Annotated in this window: 20 protein-coding genes; 12 read left to right on the top strand and 8 right to left on the bottom strand. The window is 35.8% G+C overall.

Annotated features, from left to right (window positions below):
* Window positions 1–72 precede the first annotated feature (72 nt).
* Window positions 73–2,739, bottom strand: a complete 2,667-nt coding sequence (locus tag ID741_RS01135) for a cation-translocating P-type ATPase (RefSeq protein ID WP_438718795.1) — start codon at window positions 2,737–2,739, stop codon at window positions 73–75.
* 225 nt (window positions 2,740–2,964) lie between these two features.
* Window positions 2,965–4,038 (bottom strand): glutamyl aminopeptidase, encoded by a 1,074-nt coding sequence (gene pepA / locus ID741_RS01130; RefSeq protein WP_438718794.1) that lies wholly within the window; start codon window positions 4,036–4,038, stop codon window positions 2,965–2,967.
* 127 nt (window positions 4,039–4,165) lie between these two features.
* On the opposite strand from pepA, the gene ID741_RS01125 reads away from it, so the two are divergent.
* A complete protein-coding gene (locus tag ID741_RS01125) occupies window positions 4,166–4,837 on the top strand; it encodes a Pr6Pr family membrane protein (RefSeq protein WP_438718793.1) in 672 nt (223 codons plus the stop codon).
* A gap of 91 nt (window positions 4,838–4,928) precedes the next feature.
* Entirely contained in the window at window positions 4,929–6,353 is a 1,425-nt protein-coding gene (locus ID741_RS01120) for an MFS transporter (RefSeq protein ID WP_438718792.1), read from the top strand.
* On the opposite strand, the gene ID741_RS01115 is transcribed toward ID741_RS01120, so the two are convergent.
* Entirely contained in the window at window positions 6,350–7,051 is a 702-nt protein-coding gene (locus tag ID741_RS01115) for a methyltransferase domain-containing protein (protein WP_438718791.1), read from the bottom strand. The genes ID741_RS01120 and ID741_RS01115 overlap by 4 nt on opposite strands.
* A gap of 25 nt (window positions 7,052–7,076) precedes the next feature.
* Between ID741_RS01115 and ID741_RS01110 the strand changes: the two genes are divergently transcribed.
* Window positions 7,077–7,490, top strand: a complete 414-nt coding sequence (locus ID741_RS01110; RefSeq protein ID WP_438718790.1) for a GNAT family N-acetyltransferase — start codon at window positions 7,077–7,079, stop codon at window positions 7,488–7,490.
* Here the strand turns inward: ID741_RS01110 and ID741_RS01105 are convergent.
* The 3 genes from ID741_RS01105 to ID741_RS01095 form a co-directional block, all read right to left on the bottom strand.
* Entirely contained in the window at window positions 7,487–8,188 is a 702-nt protein-coding gene (locus ID741_RS01105; RefSeq protein WP_218324307.1) for a DUF554 domain-containing protein, read from the bottom strand. The genes ID741_RS01110 and ID741_RS01105 overlap by 4 nt on opposite strands.
* A 110-nt stretch (window positions 8,189–8,298) precedes the next feature.
* Window positions 8,299–9,735 carry an amino acid permease gene (locus ID741_RS01100; protein WP_438718789.1) on the bottom strand — a complete coding sequence of 479 codons (1,437 nt, stop codon included), beginning with the start codon at window positions 9,733–9,735 and terminating at the stop codon, window positions 8,299–8,301.
* A gap of 185 nt (window positions 9,736–9,920) precedes the next feature.
* Entirely contained in the window at window positions 9,921–10,946 is a 1,026-nt protein-coding gene (locus ID741_RS01095; protein WP_438718788.1) for a threonine aldolase family protein, read from the bottom strand.
* 82 nt (window positions 10,947–11,028) lie between these two features.
* Between ID741_RS01095 and ID741_RS01090 the strand changes: the two genes are divergently transcribed.
* On the top strand, window positions 11,029–11,562 hold the full coding sequence (locus ID741_RS01090; RefSeq protein WP_438718787.1) for a GNAT family N-acetyltransferase: 534 nt from the start codon (window positions 11,029–11,031) through the stop codon (window positions 11,560–11,562).
* On the opposite strand, the gene ID741_RS01085 is transcribed toward ID741_RS01090, so the two are convergent.
* On the bottom strand, window positions 11,557–12,240 hold the full coding sequence (locus ID741_RS01085; protein ID WP_218324311.1) for a metal-dependent hydrolase: 684 nt from the start codon (window positions 12,238–12,240) through the stop codon (window positions 11,557–11,559). The two genes, ID741_RS01090 and ID741_RS01085, sit on opposite strands and share 6 nt — an antisense overlap.
* A gap of 81 nt (window positions 12,241–12,321) precedes the next feature.
* Here ID741_RS01085 and ID741_RS01080 point away from each other — a divergent pair, with 81 nt between their 5' ends.
* On the top strand, window positions 12,322–12,972 hold the full coding sequence (locus ID741_RS01080; protein WP_218324312.1) for a B3/B4 domain-containing protein: 651 nt from the start codon (window positions 12,322–12,324) through the stop codon (window positions 12,970–12,972).
* Window positions 12,973–13,013: 41 nt separating this feature from the next.
* Here the strand turns inward: ID741_RS01080 and ID741_RS01075 are convergent, their stop codons facing one another.
* Entirely contained in the window at window positions 13,014–13,487 is a 474-nt protein-coding gene (locus tag ID741_RS01075) for a YbaK/EbsC family protein (RefSeq protein WP_218324313.1), read from the bottom strand.
* A gap of 132 nt (window positions 13,488–13,619) precedes the next feature.
* Here ID741_RS01075 and ID741_RS01070 point away from each other — a divergent pair, with 132 nt between their 5' ends.
* The 7 genes from ID741_RS01070 to ID741_RS01040 all read left to right on the top strand — a co-directional run bounded on the left by ID741_RS01070 (window position 13,620) and on the right by ID741_RS01040 (window position 20,668).
* The gene (locus ID741_RS01070; protein ID WP_218324314.1) at window positions 13,620–14,555 is read left to right on the top strand and encodes an NADP-dependent oxidoreductase; all 936 of its coding nucleotides are present in this window, start codon (window positions 13,620–13,622) and stop codon (window positions 14,553–14,555) included.
* A gap of 157 nt (window positions 14,556–14,712) precedes the next feature.
* The gene (locus ID741_RS01065; protein WP_438718786.1) at window positions 14,713–15,381 is read left to right on the top strand and encodes a response regulator transcription factor; all 669 of its coding nucleotides are present in this window, start codon (window positions 14,713–14,715) and stop codon (window positions 15,379–15,381) included.
* Window positions 15,372–16,460, top strand: a complete 1,089-nt coding sequence (locus ID741_RS01060) for a sensor histidine kinase (protein WP_438718785.1) — start codon at window positions 15,372–15,374, stop codon at window positions 16,458–16,460. Before ID741_RS01065 ends, ID741_RS01060 begins: the two co-directional genes overlap by 10 nt.
* A 50-nt stretch (window positions 16,461–16,510) precedes the next feature.
* Window positions 16,511–17,800: an ABC transporter permease gene (locus ID741_RS01055; RefSeq protein WP_438718784.1), complete on the top strand. Its 1,290-nt coding sequence runs from the start codon at window positions 16,511–16,513 to the stop codon at window positions 17,798–17,800.
* Complete coding sequence (locus ID741_RS01050; RefSeq protein ID WP_218324318.1) at window positions 17,797–18,465, top strand: ATP-binding cassette domain-containing protein; 669 nt, start codon at window positions 17,797–17,799, stop codon at window positions 18,463–18,465. Before ID741_RS01055 ends, ID741_RS01050 begins: the two co-directional genes overlap by 4 nt.
* Window positions 18,466–18,511: 46 nt before the next feature.
* Window positions 18,512–19,981 carry an ABC transporter permease gene (locus ID741_RS01045; protein WP_438718783.1) on the top strand — a complete coding sequence of 490 codons (1,470 nt, stop codon included), beginning with the start codon at window positions 18,512–18,514 and terminating at the stop codon, window positions 19,979–19,981.
* A 12-nt stretch (window positions 19,982–19,993) separates the two neighbouring features.
* A complete protein-coding gene (locus ID741_RS01040; RefSeq protein ID WP_218324320.1) occupies window positions 19,994–20,668 on the top strand; it encodes an ABC transporter ATP-binding protein in 675 nt (224 codons plus the stop codon).
* Window positions 20,669–20,695: the final 27 nt, after the last annotated feature.

Here is a 20,695-nt window from a genome sequence, read left to right as displayed (position 1 = left end):
ATTTTGTAGCGCCCCTGAAAGTTAGTTTTTTGGCTAACTGTCAGGGGCAGCTTCATTGCTCAACTCTTTTTATTATTGTTGATTTTTAGCCGCTTGATAATTTTTTTGCGGACGTTTATTCAAGAATACCTTGGTGATTTCCATTAAGAAAACAGCTAATAAAGCTAGACTTAGAGCAAGACCAATATTTCCAAGGGAGAAATCAGCTGGAATAGCGAAAATTTCTCGTACTCCTGGCAATAATGTCAAACCAAATAATAAGCCACTCACTAGTACGGCAATTAAAACAATTTTGTTTGAAAAGAAGCCAGCTTGAATGGCTGTCTCAGTATTCGAGCGTGCTGGAAAAGTTTGCAATGTACGACTAAAAATTAAAGTGGTAAAAGCCATTGCAACACCAATTTCTGGACTGGTCATGTTACCAAACCATTGTGAAAAGATGACGGCTGCAGCAATCAAAATCCCACGATAAGTCACTGAAATCAATGTTTTGCCAGTAAAAATTCCTTTATCAGGATCTCGTGGATTTCTTGCCATAATATCTGGTTCAGCTTTTTCAGTTCCCAAAGCAATAGCTGGTAAAGAGTCGTTGACTAGATTAATGAACAGCAATTGTAGTGCCGTAAAAGGATTGTCCCAACCGATAATTAAGGCAAAAACAATCGCGATAATCGCCCCTAAGTTTCCTGCGAATAAATAGGCTACTGCTTTTTTTATATTGTCAAAAACATTTCGACCAACAGCTACAGCGCTAATAATTGAAGCAAAGTTGTCATCGGTTAAAACCATCGCAGCGGCATCTTTTGCCACATCAGTTCCAGTTCCCATAGCAATCCCTATGTCGGCTTGTTTTAAAGCCGGTGCATCATTGACACCGTCACCAGTCATAGCAGAGATATGACCTTGGGCTTGCCAAGCGCGAATAATCCGAATTTTATTTTCTGGTGAAACCCGCGCATAAACAGTAATATCAGCCAGACGATCGGTAAGTTCAGCATCAGTTAATTGATCTAATTCTGAACCAGTTAGAGCTTGATTACCATTTGTAAAAATCCCGATTTCTTTGGCGATTGCTACGGCGGTGGTTTTGTGATCACCTGTAATCATGACTGTTTTGATACCGGCAGCTCGAGCTTCTTTGACAGCAGCAAAAACTTCTTTACGAGGGGGATCAATCATGGCTAGTAAACCAACTAAGATTAAATCATTTTCAGCTTCAAAGTTCAGCTCGTCTTGATTAATTTCTTTGTAGGCAAAAGCCAATACCCTTAAGGCCCGATTGGAAAAAGCTTCATTCTGCGCTTGCATTTTTTTCTGAGCAGCTTGATCAAATGGAACTACTTTACCATCTAGTAAAATTTTACTAGCTCTTTGAAAGACTATGTCAGGTCCACCTTTTGTCACCATGATTTTTTGCCCATCTATTTCATGAAGGGTAGACATTAGTTTACGATCAGAATCAAATGGTAACTCAGCTAAACGGGGATATTTTTTTTGAATTTCTCGATAAGCTTGATTATTTTTTTGACTGTAATCAATTAAAGCAATTTCGGTTGGATCACCTAGTTTGGTACCATCCTCAGCTATTGACGCATCATTGGCTAAGACACTGATGTCGATCAAGCGTTTTTCATCAAAAGACCAATTTTTTGGTTCGTTAGAAAATTCGCCTGATTGACCATTGGCTAGATAAAAATCAACCACAGTCATTTTATTTTGGGTTAAGGTACCAGTCTTATCAGTACAAATAATACTTGTGGATCCTAAAGTTTCAACGGCTGGCAGCTTACGAATAATCGCATGTTGTTTAGCCATTTTTTTCGTTCCTAATGATAAGACGATGGTAACAATTGACTGTAAAGCTTCAGGAATCGCCGCCACTGCGACCGCGACCGCAAACATAAAGGCGTTGATAACTTCTTCCGTTAAGTTAGTAGGCGCACCGCCAATAAATAAACGCGAAATTTGAACCACCAAAATTAAGATTGATAAGGCTAAAATTGCCAAACTTAATTTTTTACTGAAACGATCCAAGCCACGTTGCAACGGGGTTTTACTTTCGGTTGTAGATTCTAATAGATTGGCAACCTGTCCAATTTCAGTTTGGCTACCAGTTGCGCTAACAAAAAATTTGCCACGACCATAGGTAACAATTGTGCCACTAAAAACCATATTATCACGATCACCCACCGGTAAAGTGCCATTTAAAACGGCTAAGTCTTTTTCTGCTGGCGTCGATTCACCAGTTAGCATCCCTTCGTCTACTTTTAAAGAGCCGGCTTCAACCAATCGCCCATCAGCTGGCACATAGTCACCGGCTTCTAAAATAACTAAATCACCTACGACTAAATCTTTAGCTGGGATTTGAATTTCTTGTTGATCACGTATTACAGCGGCATCAGGAGCCGATAATTTTTTCAGTGCATCTAGCGAACCTTCTGCTTTTTTAGTTTGAATCACACTCACTACCGAGTTCAGTAATAATACTGCAAAAATTACTAAGGATTCAACGTGAGCGCCCATCACCATTTGAATAATCGCAACAATTAACAGTACTACTACCATGGCATCTTTAAAGGTGTCTAAAAATAGTCGCCAACTAGATTTTTTTGGTTGTTCTTTTAACTGATTGGGACCATTTTCTGCCAGTCTTTTAGTCGCTTCGGCAACCGACAAACCATTTTCTGATGTTTGCAGTGTCTGTTGTAAATCTTTGATATTTTTCTGATAAATTTCCATTATATTCCTCCAATTCAATAAAAAAAGAGACCTAAGACAAGTGATGTTTACTTGTCTTAGGTCTCACCATTTCATATGATACCAGAGAACGCGATGCGTTAACTTACTGTTGATATCATAACAACTACTCGAGTTGTCGATTACTCCCCTAAGGAATCTTCTTTTATTGTAAAGTGGATACTACAGGAATTTTTTTAAGAACGCAACGTTTTTGTTTCTTCTTAATTATTTTCCAGCGATGATGGTTTCGATGGTACTTTGATCTAAGCCTTTTAAAACTTGAATCAACATTTCTCTAGCTGCATCAAAATCCGCAATGCTAAACATCGTTTGGTGGGTATGGATATAGCGACCACAAACACCAATCACTGTGCTTGGAATTCCTTGATTTGATGTGTGGGCAGCGCCAGCATCAGTACCGCCTTTTGAAACAAAGTATTGATAAGGAATATGATGAGTTGCCGCAATATCTAATAAATATTCTTTTAAGCGAGGCAATAAGATCATTCCAGGATCTTGAATCCGTAAGAGTGTCCCTTCACCTAAGTGTCCGAAAGTTCCTTTGGTTGTGACAGTGTCATCGGCTGCTGAACAATCCACCGCAAAAAATAAATCTGGTTGAAATTTTGTGACTGCTGGTTTTGCTCCCCGCAAGCCAACTTCTTCTTGGACATTTGCGCCGGCGACTAAGGTATAATCTAGTTTTTCTTGGGCTAAAGCTTCTAGCGCTTCTAAGACGACTGTACAGCCATAACGATTGTCCCAAGCTTTACTGATGATATTTTTTCCATTGGCCGTTTTAATGGTTTCTACTAGAGGTACGATGGTGTCCCCAGGTCGCACGCCATAATTTTCAGCTTCTGCTTGAGATTCAAAGCCAGCATCAAATAGAATATCCTCTACTTTAATTTGTCCTTGACCGCTAGTTCCTCTTAATAAATGCGGCGGAACGGAAGAGGAGATACAAGGATAATTTCCATTAGCTGTTTTTAGCGTAAAGCGTTGAGCAGAAACAACATAAGGGTTCCAGCCACCTAATGGGGTAACTTTGAACAAACCTCTTGGTGTAATTTCTGTTAGCATAAAACCAACTTCATCCATGTGAGCAGCAACCATGACCCGTGGTTTTTCGGCAGCAGCATGTTTTAAGCCAAAAATACCTCCCAAGCCATCTTGTGCGACTTCATCAACTAAAGGTGTCAGCGCTTTTCTCATATAGCTACGAATGTCTTCTTCAAATCCACTGGTTCCCTGTAATTCAGTTAACTCTTTGATACGTTGAAATGCTTTTTCATCCATTTTTTATGACGCCCCTTTCAAAATTATTATAAACTTTTTTTTAAAGGTTGGATAGGACTTAGATAATCTTCCTTATTTTAAATATTTAGTTATAATAAGAAGGATAAAGAAAAAGAAAGAGGATTTGATGAGAGAAATAATAAAAAATACATTTCGTTTTTTTATACTAATTATTTGTGGTGTAGGATTGAGTTGGCAGCTGGGGATGTTAAGTGGGGATTTTGATAGTTTTCAGTTGATTTTTTATACGATTCAAAGTGATTTTTTAATTTTTTTAACGTATCTTTTTTTAGTTCTTACTAGTTTTTTTCAAAGCTTATATCAACGGAAATTTATTTCAAAAGACGTCTCTGCTAATCTATTAGGTAAGTTAACTTTGCTTGCTGTCCTTTCCTCGGTCGCTGATAATTTTTTTACCACACCTAGCACAGTGGATCCAAGAGTTATTTTTCTATTGCATCATTTTTTACCACTGCTAATGTTGCTGGATTGGTTTATCTTTGTACCAAGGGCGGATATTAAGCAGACGAAACCTTTAACTTGGATCGTTTTTCCGTTATTGTATTGGTTGTTCATAGTTGTTCGAGCAACATTTTACTTACCGTTAAGAAATAGTTTTTCGTGTTATCCATACAGTTATTTGGATGCAGATTTGCTCGGATGGCCGACGGTTTTTGTACATATGTTTGCTTTACTGCTTTTATTATTGATTATCGGTTATGCTTTAAAAAAAATCGGTAGTGGGTGCTATTTACAAGTTTTAAATTGTTGGTTAAAAAATAATAAAAAAATAGTATAATTTGACGGGTCGAAAATAATCGAAAAAAAACTTGATTGGTTCTATACTTTGGATTATCAAATATGGAAACAAAGATTGTGGGGATTCGATTATGGCCAGCAAAAGCAAATTACTATCAGACCCAATTATTGTTTTGGGTCTGTTTTCATTTCTTTCTTCTTTATCAGGAGAAAGTACCAATTTGGCCTTACCAAATATTAGTCAAGCGTTACAAATAACCAATAACCAAGCTACTTGGATTGTTCAAGTAGGCTTAATTACAACGACCATCTTGCTAGTTGCTTTTGGTCATTTAGGAGATATGATTTCAAAGGAATTTGTTTTCCTAATGGGTGGCATTTTTTTTACATTGGGATCATTAGTGAATGGATTGGCACCAGGATTAACGATTTTATTGTTGGGGAGGGTCGTGCAAGCGATTGGTTCGGCAATGATAATGGCAAACTCAATTGGCATTACGACAGAATTGTCCACACCTAAAAACCGTGGCGAACTATTAGCAATTACCTCGATGTTTATTTCAGTAGGAGCCATCTCTGGTCCGGCTATCGGTGGGTTGATTTTATCCTTTACTTCATGGCGCTTGATTTATTTGATCAATGTACCTTTGGGAATTTTATTTATTTTAATTGGTTTGAAGGTTTTTACCTTCCCTAAAATATCGGTAGCGACTGTAAAAAAATCTTTAGCTGGTGCCAATTGGTTCGGGCAAATCGTTTTTTCAGTGGGAATTATTGTTTTGTCTGTAAGTAGTTTATTTTTTCAAAACCCAAAGTTAAGCTATTTAATCGGTATAGCAGCTTTTATTCTAGGAGCCGTTTTAACAATTTATTCCTTTATGCAAGATGATCACAGTCAAACACCTTGGATTTCTCCAACCATTTTACGGAATAAACCTTTTGTTTTTTCAATGTTCGCTTTATTCTTGGCCATGTTGGTGAATGTTGCCTCGAATATTTTATTGCCGTTTTATTTACAAAGTTTCAATGGTATATCACCATTGATTGCTGGTTTAATTATGATTATGCAATCTAGTGTGATGTTATTTGTTTCACCAATCTCAGGACGTTTAGCTGATCGGATAGGATCAGGAAAATTAATTATTGCTGGTTTGTTAGTCTTAGCCGTCTCTCAAATAGGCTATACAATGTTTCCTCTTAAATTTAATTGGCCGCTAGTTTTATTACCAATTTTATTGAATGGTGTAGGTATGGGAATGTTTTTGGCGCCTAATAATTCTTTGGCCATTTCCTATGTAGATAAAAGTTTAACAGGTGTGGCAGGTTCTTTGACTTCTTTTTTTAGAACAATTGGAATGAGTTTGGGGATTACGATTGCTTCGACGGTTTTATTTGCTCAATTACCAGGTGTACGATATATCACGCCTCAATTAGGGACGACCTTTTTGACAGCTTTTCACCATGTCTTTTTATTAATGACTGGATTATCTTTGATTGCGGCTATTTTATCTTTATACTTATTGAAATGGGAAAAAGAAAGGGCACTTAAGAATTAACTCGTGCCCTTGACTTGATAATAGATGATTTCAAAAGTAATCTGGTGAATATTTTCTTTAGTTAATTGATCGCCAAATACGGTGTTTAGTCGTTTCGCCAAATCTTCTGAGGAAAGTTCGTCTTGATAATAATCATGGAAAAAAGATTTTTCGTATATTTCTTTATGTTGATAAGTAAATTGTTTGGTTTGATAGCTAATCTGTAATTGATCGAGCTTTTTTTTATAACTTTGGTTGATTGCTAAATCAGGATTCTTAGCTTCAAATGGGCTAAATAAGCTGTCAGAATCTTCAATGACCCGTAATAAACAACACCAATCTTTACTGAGACGATTAAAAGTAGGCAAGTCAGTAGCTTTTAAAGCCGGATTCATCGCTGAAAAAACGAGATCAAAATGTTGTGGCTGTTGAAAGAATTCCGTTTGTGCCATTTGCAGGAAGGCAACTTTTGAGTTGGCCTTCTTTTTTGCAAGCTCAATCATTTTTTTTGAGAAATCCACTAGTAGATATCTTTCTGTAAAAGATTGAAAAAATGCCATATATCTACCACTGCCACCAGCTAAATCAAGTATACTAGACTGAGGTAAAATTTTTGCTTGGAGCAAAAAATCAGTTAGATCTTTTTCAATTGTTGTAAAAGAAGCTGCTTGAATTTCGTCGTATTCTTCGGCGAAATCATCCCAAAAATTTTCGTTCATTTTTTATCCTTTCTTGGAGGTTCTAATGATTATAAACAATATTTCCCCACAAAAATTAACACCGATTTTGACCGATTTATTAGCGCTTGACCAGCAGAACAAAGCGGTCTCAGCTATGCCTATTCAGACCATCGCTTTTTCAGCAGAAATAGCCGATCAAATTGTCGGCGGTATTACTGCTAAAATTACCGGAGAAAGCCTACATATATCCTTGTTGGCGGTATCGCCGCAGCAACAAAATCAAGGGATTGGGGCTAAGCTGATTGAAAAAGTTGAAGCCTTTGCACTCACAGAAAAATTAACCACTATAACTTTAACAACTAAAAGCTATCAGGCGCTAGATTTTTATTTGAAACAAGGCTATCAATCTTTTGCAGAACTAATAGATGTGCCAGTTCGCGGTATCACCAAATATTATTTATTAAAACGTCTATCTTAAAAATAATAATATTGAACAGTTAAAATAGCGACTAAAACTAAAATAGCCGGTAAAAAATTTGAGACTCTGATTTTGGTTAATTTCATAACATTAAAGCCAATTGCCATAATCATCAGTCCGCCAATCGCACTGATTTCATCCATTAAGAGAGTCAGTAATTCAGGTGGTAGATATTTCACGATAATACTGGCAAAAATTGCGATTAATCCTTGATAAATAATTACCGGAAAAGCTGAGAATAATACGCCAATCCCTAGTGAAGCAGTCAACATAATCGACATAAAACCATCCATCACTGCTTTGGTAAATAGGGTAGTGTGGTCATTAGACACACCACTTTGAATCCCACCGATAATCCCCATAGAACCAATTAAATAAATCAAACTAGCCGTGACAAAACCTTCAGCAAAATTGCTATTTCCCCGAGCAAAACGCCGTTCTAAAAACAGACCCAATTTTGTCATGGCATCTTCAATTTTTAAACCTTCACCAATCATGCCACCAATGCAAATCGCAATAATAATTAGAATAAATGACTTGGCGGTAATCGCCATCTGGACAGCTAAAGCAATCACCCCTAAAGCAATTCCTTTTGTTACAGTATCTTTCGTCTGTTCAGAAATATTTCGTAAAACCACTCCTGACAAACTCCCGGCAATAATTGCTAAACCATTTACAACAGACCCCAAAAGAATCATCCCAACACCTTCATTTCTTTAAAATGAGAAAATAATTAAAATCAATACTAACATGAAGCTGTCGCTCATAGCAATAGCAAAAAAGCCCGAAAAATTTTCGGACTTCTCATTTAAATTTCACCTTTTTTTAGACGTTCACGTTTTGCTAAGATCGGCATTACAAAACCTAATCCAATTAAAACGACAATTCCGACAATATTAATAATTAATTCGTGCCAGAAAAGTGAAGAGCCATAAGGGGCATCTTGTGGCAAAATTCCAAAAATTGTTGCAACTGCAGTAATAATCAAACACCACATACCGACAAATACGGCGAAGCGATCATTTTTAATAAAGACATAATCGGAAGGAAATTTTTGCGTATCTTGTCGAATTTTGATAAAGGCGTAAAAAATCCAACAAGTGACACCGGGAGAAATAATTCCGTTTAAGTTCAACAGCCAGTTGAAAATATCATTCATCTCTGGCAGGAAAACCCCTAGTAATAAAATGAAGGCACTCAAGGCAGTCGTTAAAATATAGCCATTGATTGGTAAACCATCCTCATTTAACTTGGTTAAGGCTTGCGGCATATACTTTTTACCGGTATCAGAGATCAACATCCGAGTCATCGCATCCAATAAAACTGCCAATAAAGCACACATATAAATAATTTGGGTAATGGCAAAGATATACATTAAGGTATTTCCTAGATGATAAAATTCCCCCAAACGTTGAAAGGCATAGTAAGAACCGTTCATTTTCAAATTATTTGGCAAGTTATGGGCATTAAAGAAAACTCCTAATGAGAATGAACCAAAGACCGTTAAGAAAATCGTCATCACTGTTAACATAATCATTGCTTTAGGAAAATCTTTTTTTGGTTTTTTCATCCGAGTCACAAAAGGGGCGACCAATTCGGCACCGTTAATGGCATAAATCAATAATCCAATTGTTGTTAAATAATGTAAATTAAACTTTGGCAAAATGGTTTGAAAATTCATTGGTTGCGTTTCAATATGACCATTGGGCATAAATAGGGAAGTGAAGGTCATCACGACAAATAAAATAGCCATAATAAACATTGCCCCACCACCTAGTGTGCTTAACACTTCCAAAGACTTTTTGAAATGACGTTGTAAAAAAATAAATATTAAAAAAATGACAAAAGTTAACAACGCAAACATTGAGTTAGACAATTGCTCTTCTAACGAATCATTCCCATTAATGACCCAACCAAAACCAACCACTACCGCATTGGCGGTGTCTACTACGTAAGGAATTGAGGCCGCCCAATAAGTCCAAGCAGTAAAATAGCCTAACCGATCGCCGCTAGTTCCTCTGACCCATGAAGTTAAGCCGCCACCTTCATGATTAAAAACTGAGCCTAATTGTCCTACCATCAATGAATAAGGGATTACATAAAGTAACAGCAAAATCACCCAAGAAGTAATTACGCCCATTCCTTGATTGGCAAAATTATAAATAATATCATCAAATCCGATAACTGTAACAAAAGACATCATGGCTAAAACTGGCCATGAAATAAAACTTTTTTTCTCTTCCATGAAGCTGCTCCTTTAATTATTAATCTAGGTTTTCAGCAGCAAACAGGGGGGCTTATTTAGTGGTAACAAAGTCGAAACATCCTCTCATTCGAATCGCTTTATCTTCCCATGAAAACAATCGTAAGGTCAACTGTTAAATAAAAAAATTGAAGCAGACTAGGCTGCTCCAATTTATAAAAAACTCTTTACATAATCGCCAATAAGGCTTCAATATCTGCTCTTTTAGTTGCCCAGCTCGTAGCAAAACGAATTACTGTGTGACTATCGTCGAAGATTTCCCAGAAACCAAAAGCAACTTGTTCTTTTAATTTTTCCATTTTTTTGTTTTCCAAAATAATGAATTGTTGATTTGTTGGGGAATCTAGATAAAATTGATAACCTTTTTCTTTTAGGCCAGCTTTTAATAAATCGGCTAACTCAATTGCATTTTTACTGATTTCAAAATATAGATTATCGGTAAATAAAGTATCAAATTGAATCCCTAATACACGTCCTTTAGCTAATAAGGCGCCTTGCTGTTTCATATTTGGAACAAAATGAGCTGGGGTATTATTCTTAGTGAAGACGATGGCTTCTCCTAATAAGGCACCAACTTTTGTACCGCCAATGTAAAAAACATCTACTAAATCAGCTAATTCTGCTAAAGTTACATCATTTTCTGAACTTGCCAAGGCGTAACCTAAACGAGCCCCGTCAACAAACAAAGGAATTTTATATTCATCACAAACGGCGCTGATGTCCGTTAATTCTTTTTTAGAATAAATCGTCCCATATTCAGTTGGTTGAGAAATATAAACCATGCCAGGTTGCACCGCAAAATCACGGTTGCCATCATTCCAATAATTTTTCATATATTGCTTCACGTCAGTGGCTGAGATTTTGCCAACTTTTTGCGGTAAAGTCAATACTTTGTGACCGGTAAATTCAATCGCTCCAGTTTCGTGAGTAGTGATATGTCCGGTTTCAGCTGCTAGCACACCTTCTGTTTTATTTAGCATCGAAGCAATCACTAAAGCATTGGTTTGCGTACCACCAGAAATAAAATAAATATCAGCATCTGGTTTTTCACAAGCTGCTTGAATTTTTTGACGGGCATTTTGACAATAAATATCATTTCCATAACCAGTTAATTTTTCCTCGTTAGTTGCCACCAAGTTAGCCAAGATTTTTTCATGTGCCCCTTCTAAGTAATCGCTCTCAAAATTTAACATCTAATTCCTCCTAGTCTAATGAAGCATCTTTCTGATAAAATTATCCCATAAATAAATCTATTATCAAGGGGAGTTTTTTAGTTTGGAAACAAAACGATTAATATTTAGAGAGTGGCGTGACGGAGACCAAATCCTTTTGAATAAATTTTTACAGGATGCTGAAGTGATGTCCGCTTATGAACATGCTTTTTCTGATGAAGAAGTCACCAATTGGTTAGCTTGGAATGTAAAATCCTATGCTGAAAATGGTTTTGGCTTATGGGCATTGGAATTGAAAGAAACTGGTGAAATTATTGGCGAATGCGGTTTGATTTTACAAGAAATTGACGGAGAATTTTTCCCCGAAATTAGTTATCATTTGGCACAAGAATTTTGGCATCAAGGCTACGCTACAGAAGCCGCTCTAGCGGTTCGAGATTGGACGTGGCTAGAAACAAATTATACGGAATTAATTATTACTACCAGAGATACCAACATTGCCTCCATGAACGTCGCGATTCGCTGTGGTTTTATCATTAAAAAAAGAATGGTCAAACATTATCGTGGGATTGAAATGCCCCATTATTTGTTTGGATACAAAAAGACACCTCATAATAGAGATGCCTCAGCTTTATAGTTGGATTGATTCACCGACCGCCATTACTTGACCAATACCATCTGGTAATAGTTCTACAAATTTGTCGGGATCTTGTTTGATTAAAGGAAAAGTATTGTAATGAATCGGGACGACTTTTTTAGCTTTTAGTCGTTTGGCTGCACTAGCTGCTTCTTGTGGTCCCATCGTGAAATTATCACCGATTGGCAAGAAAGCTACATCGATTTCAAAGGCTTTACCAAATAATTCCATGTCACCAAAATTTGAAGTATCGCCAGCATGATAAATCGTTTTGCCATTACTTTGCAAAATAAAACCAGCTGGATCACCCATATAAAGCATTTTACCTTCAAATTCGTAGCCAGAACTATGTTGAGCGTGCATCATTTTCACCCGACCAAAAGGAAAATCGAACTTCCCACCAAGGTTCATAGGATGACCTTTTTCAGCACCTTGTGTCGCTGCAAAATGTAAAATTTCTGGTTGAGCAATAATTGTCGCATCATTATTTTTGGCAATTTCTACCATGTCACCAATATGATCGTTGTGCCCATGAGTAATCAAAATATAATCTGTCTCTACTTTACTGGCTTCCAAATCAGTGAGGGAATTACCGTTAATAAAAGGGTCAAATAATAGTTTTGTGCCGTCGTCAGTAACCACTGATAAAACCGAATGTCCGTGATAGGTAATTTTCAATAGAAAAACCTCCTTTTTTTTATTATACTTTTAGATAGGAAAATAAACTATTAAGATCCCTTTAAAAAGAAGAGGTGTTTTATGGAATTAATCGTCAGTCCAACATTAAAGGAATTAGGTGTCACTTTAAGTTATCACTTAGTTTCTTTTAAAAATCAAGATCACCAAGAAAAATTGTGGCAAGAACTATTAAATCCTCTGTTTCAACAATTAGAGACTGGGGGCGTTGGTCAGATTAAAGAGGATCCGCAAATCATCGCCACTAAAAAGGTTTATCGCGCATTAGGGAAAGATCCGGCACGTTTTCGACCGTCTTCAGATAGTTTGTGGCGTCGCGTAGCCCAGCAAAAGGGCTTGTATCAAATCAATGATTTAGTAGATTTAAATAATTTTTTTTCACTGAAATATAGAATCCCTTTTGGTTCTTACGATGTAACAAAAATCCAATCACCAATTACTTTAACGGTGGGTGAAGCTGGTGAAACTTATCCAGGAATCGGTAAAGCTTCAGTCAATATTGAAAATTTAATGGTATTAACCGACGAATCGGGACCGTTTGGCAGTCCAACAGCAGATTCAACGCGGGGAATGATTGGTGAAGATACATCGGAAGCGATCGTGATCGGTTATCATTTTTTAGCGGATGACTTCGCTACCATACAAAAAGAAATCAAAGAAGTTTTAGAAGCTTATTTAACTGAGGGTCATGTGATTGAACAAGGAATAGTTTAAAAAATACGAGCGGGAGAGTTTTTCTCCCAGCTCGCATTTTTTTACCAATTTTTACAAACATCAATCCAAGTTTGAAAATCGGTATATTCTTCTAACTCAGGAACTGTTAGCTTAATGGCGCTATTGCCACTACCACAAGCAGGATAAACATAATCAAAGCGTTTCAACGATTCATCTAAATAAATATCTACCTCTGGATTAACCGCAAAAGGACAGACACCACCGACCGGATGACCAACTCTTGTATCCACCTCGTCAGGCTTCAACATAAAAGCTTTCTCTTGAAAAATGCTTTTAAATTTTTGATTGTCGATCTTTGCATCACCAGCAGTGACCAATAAAATCACTCGGTCTTGATTCTTTCGCTTAAAAGATAAGGTCTTAGCAATTTGCTCCGGTTTGGTTCCTAATGCCTGTGCTGCTAAAGCGACGGTAGCTGAAGATTCATTTAAGACAATAATATCTTCTTCGCGACCAAATTCGGAAAAATATGATTGAACTTTTTCTAATGACATAAAATCCCTCCATTTTTTCTAGCAAGCATAGCATTAATTGACGAGAAATTTAAGTCTTTTTAATAAAAAAGAGACAAAATCGTAACGACTTTTTGCTAAAAATATTATAATACTTTTCTGGAGGGATGCCTGATGGAAACACGAGGAATCATAATTAATCAATATGGACATGCAGATCAACTGGTGGAAGGAAAAGTCCTTTTACCAGATTTAAAAGAACATCAAGTTTTAATTAAAACGAAAGCTACATCGATCAACCCCATCGATTGGAAATTACGTGAAGGATTTTTGGCTCAAATGTTTGAATGGGAATTTCCAATTATTTTAGGTTGGGACGTTGCTGGAATTATCGAAGCAGTTGGTAGTGAAGTAACCGATTGGAAAATTGGTGATGCCGTTTTTGCTAGACCAGAAACGACTCGCTTCGGCACTTACGCAGAAGATGTTATTGTTGACGATCATCTATTGGCTAAAAAACCTGAAAATGTTGGTTTTGATGAGGCGGCAGCTGTTCCTTTGGCAGGATTAACTGCTTATCAAGCATTATTTACTCATGGACATCTAAAAGCTGGTGAAACTGTTTTGATTCACGCCGGTGCTGGTGGTGTGGGTACTTATGCAATTCAATTAGCGAAAAATGCTGGCGCAAAAGTAATCACAACTGCTAGTGCCAGTAACATCAATTTATTAAAAGAATTAGGCGCCGATGAAGTAATTGATTATCGAACTACTGATTTTTCTGAAGAATTGCAGAATGTTGATTTGGTTTTCGATACAATGGGTGGCGAAATTCAAGAAAAAAGTTTTAAAGTTTTAAATCAAACAGGACGTCTGATTTCAATCGTCAGTCAACCGGATTTATCATTGGCGCAAGACATTTTATTGGCAAAAAGTATTTGGTTGAATCCCAATGGACAACAACTTCAAGAAATTGCTGATTTGATGACTGCCGGCAAAGTACGCAGTGTAATTGGTGCAAAATTTCCATTAACTGCGGCTGGGATACGAGAAGCCCATTTAATGAGTGAAAGCCATCATGCTAAAGGAAAAATTGTCATTGTGAAGTAGAAAAAAGGCAACCTCTCTCTTTTTTTGAGAGGTTGCTTTTTTTATTTTAAAAAATAAACGCTTGCTCAGCTTCATAATTTCTTCAAAAAATAGCCGTAGACAAAGCCAAAGTTTTTATACTATCTTAGAAAGGAATAAGAAAAAAGGAGATATTGTTATGCGAGTGTTAATAATTGAAGATAATCAAGAATTGTCAACTAGCATGAAAGCTGGATTGGAGCAGGAAAAAATCTCAGTCGATCTTGCATACACTGGAATAGCTGGGGAAGAAAAAGCTTTTGTTAATTCATATGATGCAATTTTATTAGATTTAAATTTGCCAGATAAGGATGGCTTGGAGATTTTGTCTTTTTTAAGACAATCAAAAGTTGAAACACCAATAATAATTATTACCGCACGAGATGAAATTCAAGAACGGGCGAAAGGTTTAGATTTTGGGGCAGATGATTATTTAGTAAAACCATTTGATTTGTTAGAATTGAATGCTAGATTAAGGGCAATTATTCGTCGGTTTTATGGTCGAACGACACCCCAAATTACGATTGGAAAATTAGTAGTGAATCCAGTCTGCCGCCAAGTCATATATGACCAAAAAGTCATCTCACTAAAACCAAAAGAATACGATATTTTATTGTGCATTGTTGAAAACTATCCAGCGATTGTCCCTATCGCAAAGATTGCTGAACATGTTTATGATGATGATTTCGACCCTTCTTCATCAGTTTTGCGTGTTCACATGGCTCGTTTGAAGAAAAAATTGGCAGATGCAGCTGACAGAGAATTATTAAAAAATATTCGATCAAAGGGGTATCAAATATGCGACTAAATTTCAAAATGACAGTTGTAATGGTGACTTTTTCGTTGTTAGTTACTGCTGTTTTAATTAGCAGTTTTTTTCTTGTACGAACCAATATTTTACAAATGAATGTCGCTGATTCTTTAGGGGACAATTTTTTTGTAGAAAATATCCAAGATGCCAAAATTGAAATTACTTCAGCTTCTGAAGGACAAAATATTTCTCAATTTGCAGTCAGCAGTGATCGATTAGATAGTATCTATATGAATGAGTATTTTAAATATTTACCATCGATTGCTTTAGTGGTTTGTAGCGTGATTTTACTCTTGACCTTTCTTTTGTGGGCGGTTTTGCGAAAAATCTATAATAAACAAATTTTAGCAATTACTCATGACATGAACTTCATTGAGGACTTATCAATCGAAACGATAAAAGATCAAGCCGTAGCTAATGCATTTGGAACAATAAAGCAAAAATTCGACGGTCATCTAAGTGATTATAAACGATTAAATAGCTATTTAACTCACGAACAGAAAAATGCAATCGCTGTTTTGAGGAATAACATCGAACTGGAAAGTGCAGGACAAACGAATCTGCAGGTTTTAGACCGCTTAACTGATAGTATCGATGATATTTTAACACTGTCAAATAATCAAGGAGACTTAACAGAGGAAAAAGTAGACGTGGCATTAATTTGTGCAGAAGTGTGTGATCTTTACCAAAAACATTACCCTCAATTATATTTTAGGTTTGATGAAGAAGCTGCAACGATGATTTATGGTAAGGACCGTTGGATTTATCGTGCTATTTCCAATTTAGTTGATAATGCGATTAAGTATGGTCAAGGTAAGCCAATCGAAGTTGTCGTTGAAAAGTTAAAAGAAAGTATCATCGTAAAAGTTAAGGACCAAGGTTGCGGTATTCCAGAGAGAAAACAATCCGAAATTTTTTCTCATAATTATCGGGTTCGGGGATTGAAACAAGACGGTTACGGCATTGGTTTATCTGTTGTTATGCATGTTTGTAATTTATGTCGTGGCTTCGTTTATCTAGAAAGTGAAGAAAATCAAGGGTCAGTTTTTTATTTAACATTCCCTAGTGAGAGTTAACATAGAATTAACATTTGATTTGCTACTATCCTATTGTAGGAGGAAAAATGATGATTATCATCAAACAGGCGTTATTGAATTTTAGGCGCAATAAATGGCATGATTCTATGATTGCTGCACTATTTTTTTGTTTAATTTTTTTGTTTTGTTTTTTATTGCAACTCTATAAAGTTGCTGATTATTCTTTATCCGAAATGCAAAAGCAAACGGCAACAGTTGTGACTGTAGAACCCAGTTTTAAAGAAGAGCAGGTAGAAAATTTGACGGCAGAAGATCTTCAAACAATCAAAGCACTTCCGTATGTGAAAGAAATCAATATGATTGGTTACACTTCTTTAGAAATTGATGGACTGCAGACTAGTGAAAAGATCACAAAAACAGAAGGAGCTATTGTATCTGATACTGATTTATTTGAAACTTCTGAATTTCCTACCATGGGAGTAACTATTTTATCTGATGAGGCACTAAAAAAATATTTTAGTCAGAACTGGTCAATCAAGGGTGGTCTACCTTCAGAGGTAAAAACGTGTTTAGTCACTAAACAGTTTGCCGAAGAAAATCAACTAAAATTATTTGATGAACTAAGTGTTGGAGAAACGAATCAAAGGCAAAAATTAAAAATTGTTGGAATTGCTAACCCGAAAAAAAACAGCGCAACACAGGCATTTTATAGCTCAATTTTTATTAACCCAATAACCAACCAGTCTTTAAATGTTCCTCAAGATAATAATTTTAGTACTATAAGCATCCAGCTAACGTCTAGTAAGAAACTAGGAGCTTTAAAAAAAGAGCTCCATAAAATTTCTTCGTTTAATCATTACCGGGTATATAAGGATCAGAGTTTTGTTCAAGTCTACGAGGTATTTCTGAATCAAAAAGAAATGTTGCTAAATGGTGTGATTGCCAGCGGTATTTTGAATTTATTTTTACTTAGTTTGTTTTATTATTACTTTTTTAAAAAGCGCCAATCCGATTTATTCAGTCTACATTTAATGGGGCTGCGTCAAAGCTATTTGATCCTTAGCAATATTTTGGAGATTGTTTTAATCGTGATTATTTGCTGGTTAAGTGCGTGTATATTAACCAATTTGTTAACGATTGAAGTGACAAAGGATTGGTTTAGTCGCTTACAACAAACTACCCGAGATTATCTGCCCTTGCTGTCATTAAAACAACCGATTTTTAATTCAGCTGTGGTTCAACAGCTTTTTGTGGGAAGCTTAATTATTCTAGTCCCTTATTTAATTGGTTTCATGGTAATTACTTCAGCTTTAACAGGACGCTTAAGTTATATATATAGCAGCTATTCTTATCAATCAAGGAGGCTGATGAAATCATGAAACAACTCGTATTAGAAAATGTAAGCTATTGTCCTAAAAATTCAACAGAAAAAATTTTAGATCAAATAAACGGTGAATTTTTGACAGGAAAAATCTATTTTATTTTGGGAAAGAAACAGACAGGTAAAACGACATTATTATCAATTCTAGCCGGACTAGTCCGTTGCACTGAAGGGAAAATTCTAGTCGATGGAGAAGATCTTAGTTTGACTAATCAGGATGATTTTCGAGCAGAAAAAATTTGTTGTCTTTTTCAAAACGGAAACTTAGTGAATGATAGTGCGTTAGCGAATTTAGAGCTTGAAATGCTCTTAAGCAAGCAACCAAATCGAACGGATGAATTAATCAATAGTTTACAAATTGCTGGATTAACAGATAAAAAAATAAAAACAAACATTAAAAAGCTAACAAAAAAAGAACGGCAGATGGTGTATTTAGCCAAAATTTTAGTCAGTCGAGCTAAATTGATTTTATTAGATGATCCTAGCCAATTATTTTCAGAGTTAGACGAGGAAATGATAGTGCGTAAAATAGCAGATTTCTGTCGAAGAAATGATAAATGTCTGGTGATAGTTAGTCAGTCAAATAATGCAATAAAATTTGCCGATGAATTGTGGGGCTTGAATGGGGGAAAACTATTATTTATTAAAGAGCAGCCAAGATAAATCGGGGAGATGAAAAATCGTTGTTCTTTGATTGAAAGGATCAAAAATGAACTATTTGAAACGAGCATGGTATAGTGTCAGTCGCAGAAAAGGAAAATCTTTCATTCTATTTACTGTTGTTTTTGTCTTAGGAAATGTCATTGCCGGTGCAATTGCAATTCAACAATCAACTGGAAATGTGGAAAAGAAAATGAAACAACAATTAGGAGCCACAGTGAGTGCAGAAATGGACATCGATAAATTAATGGAGGAAGGTGATGGTACCGCTTCGTTCACTGGTCCTGCTCCTTTGAAAGAAGAAACAATCAAACAAATTGGATCCTCTTCGTATGTGAAAGACTATGATTATAGTTATTCAGGTTATTTAACTGTTGATAAATTTAAAACATATCAAATGAAAAATGATAATGTCAGTGTAAATGGCGATATTGCTTCTTTAAACTTGAAAGGAAGTAATAGAAGTGAAGCTGCTGATTTCAAAAATAAAAAAATTAAGTTAGTTGAAGGTCGGTTAGTGTCTAAGGATGAAATCAAAAATGGTAAAGCAGTAGCGGTTATTTCAAAAAAAGTTGCTGATGAGAATGGTTTGGGTATCGGAGATCAAATGGTGATTGATACAAAAATGGTTTCTCAGAATGCTGACGGGACAAGTGAATCTCAAGAAGCGCTGAAACATTCGATAGAAATTGTAGGCTTGTTTGAACCAATCACTTTAGACAAAAAGAAAAGTGATGAAAAAAAAGGTGGTATCCAGCAACAGTTTTTAGAAATGGATCAGTTCAATACAATTTATATGTCTAATAAATTGGTACGTTCAATTAACCAACAAGAAATTGAAAAGGGAAAAGAACTTGATCCTGATGCTTATAAAGATGAGGAAGTCCAGCAACAGATCACACCAATCTATAATTTGAAATCGCCTGATGACGTTGAAGCTTTCAAAGAAGAAATGACGACTTTGTTACCAGAAGGCTATAAAGCAACTGCTTCAACTGATGAGTTTGATAAGGTTGGTGGCAGTGTTCAAAAACTTTCAACAATTTCTGGTTATGTAGTTATATTGTCGATTATTGCTTCTTTATTGATTATTTCTTTAGTCGTTGTACTTTTTATGAGAGATCGAAAACATGAATGGGGCATTTATTTATCCTTAGGGGAACGTAGAAAACACATCATGCAACAGGTTGTTTTAGAGCTTTTATTCATTAGTTTGGTAGCCATGTGTTTGTCTTTAATTACCGGAAATATGTTAGGTAAATTAATTTCTGAGTCATTAGTCGCCAGTGATGCATTAACGGAATTACAACAAGCTGCAGGAAATCAATTATTCATTTCTGGGAGTTCAAGTCTAGGTGCTAGTCTTAGCACAGAAGATGTAATTAATAACTACCAAGTCAAATTTTCGTTGTCTTACATCGTTACTTTTTTAATTTCAGGAATTTCAACGGTCTTATTATCAGCGATTTTGCCGTTGACTTATGTAATGCGCTTAAATCCTAAGAAAATTATGATGTAGGAGGAGAAATTTATGACAATCTTAAAAGCAAAAAATATTTATTATTTTTATCAAGATGGTGACCAAAAACGAATTATTTTAAATGATACTTCTGTTAGCTTTGAAAAAGGCCAGTTTTATACAATTTTAGGTGATTCTGGATCAGGTAAGACCACTTTTCTGTCATTGATAAGTGCCTTAGATGAACCAAAATCCGGTGAAATTCTATACCAAGGAACTGATATTCAAACAATTGGATACGGAAAATACCGACGAGATGATGTAAGCATAATTTTTCAAAATTACAATTTAGTTCCTTATTTAACAGCGCTGGAAAATGTGTTAGTAGCTATGACGATTACAGATAATTCCTTACCAAAAAATCATCAAGAAGTTGCTTACAATTTACTAGATTATATTGGTATCAATAAAAATAAAGCTGATCGCGTAGTGACACAACTTTCAGGGGGAGAGCAACAACGAGTGGCAATTGCTCGAGCCTTATCAACAAATGTTGACATTATTTTAGCTGACGAACCAACTGGAAATTTAGATCAAGAAATGGAACAAGAAATTGTCAATATTTTTAAAGATTTGGCCGTTACTCATAACAAATGCGTAATCGTAGTAACTCATTCGAAAGAAATCGCGCAGCAATCAGATAAAACTTTCTTTTTAAAACAAGGCGAGTTGGTTCATTATGAGTGATTTCCTTTCAAATTTTAATGGCCCTAA

The organism is Enterococcus sp. AZ103, from assembly GCF_051714685.1.
Lineage (GTDB): Bacteria > Bacillota > Bacilli > Lactobacillales > Enterococcaceae > Enterococcus_A > Enterococcus_A alishanensis.
The sequence above is the reverse complement of the archived record's forward strand: the minus strand, read 5'-3'. Positions and strand labels throughout refer to the sequence as shown.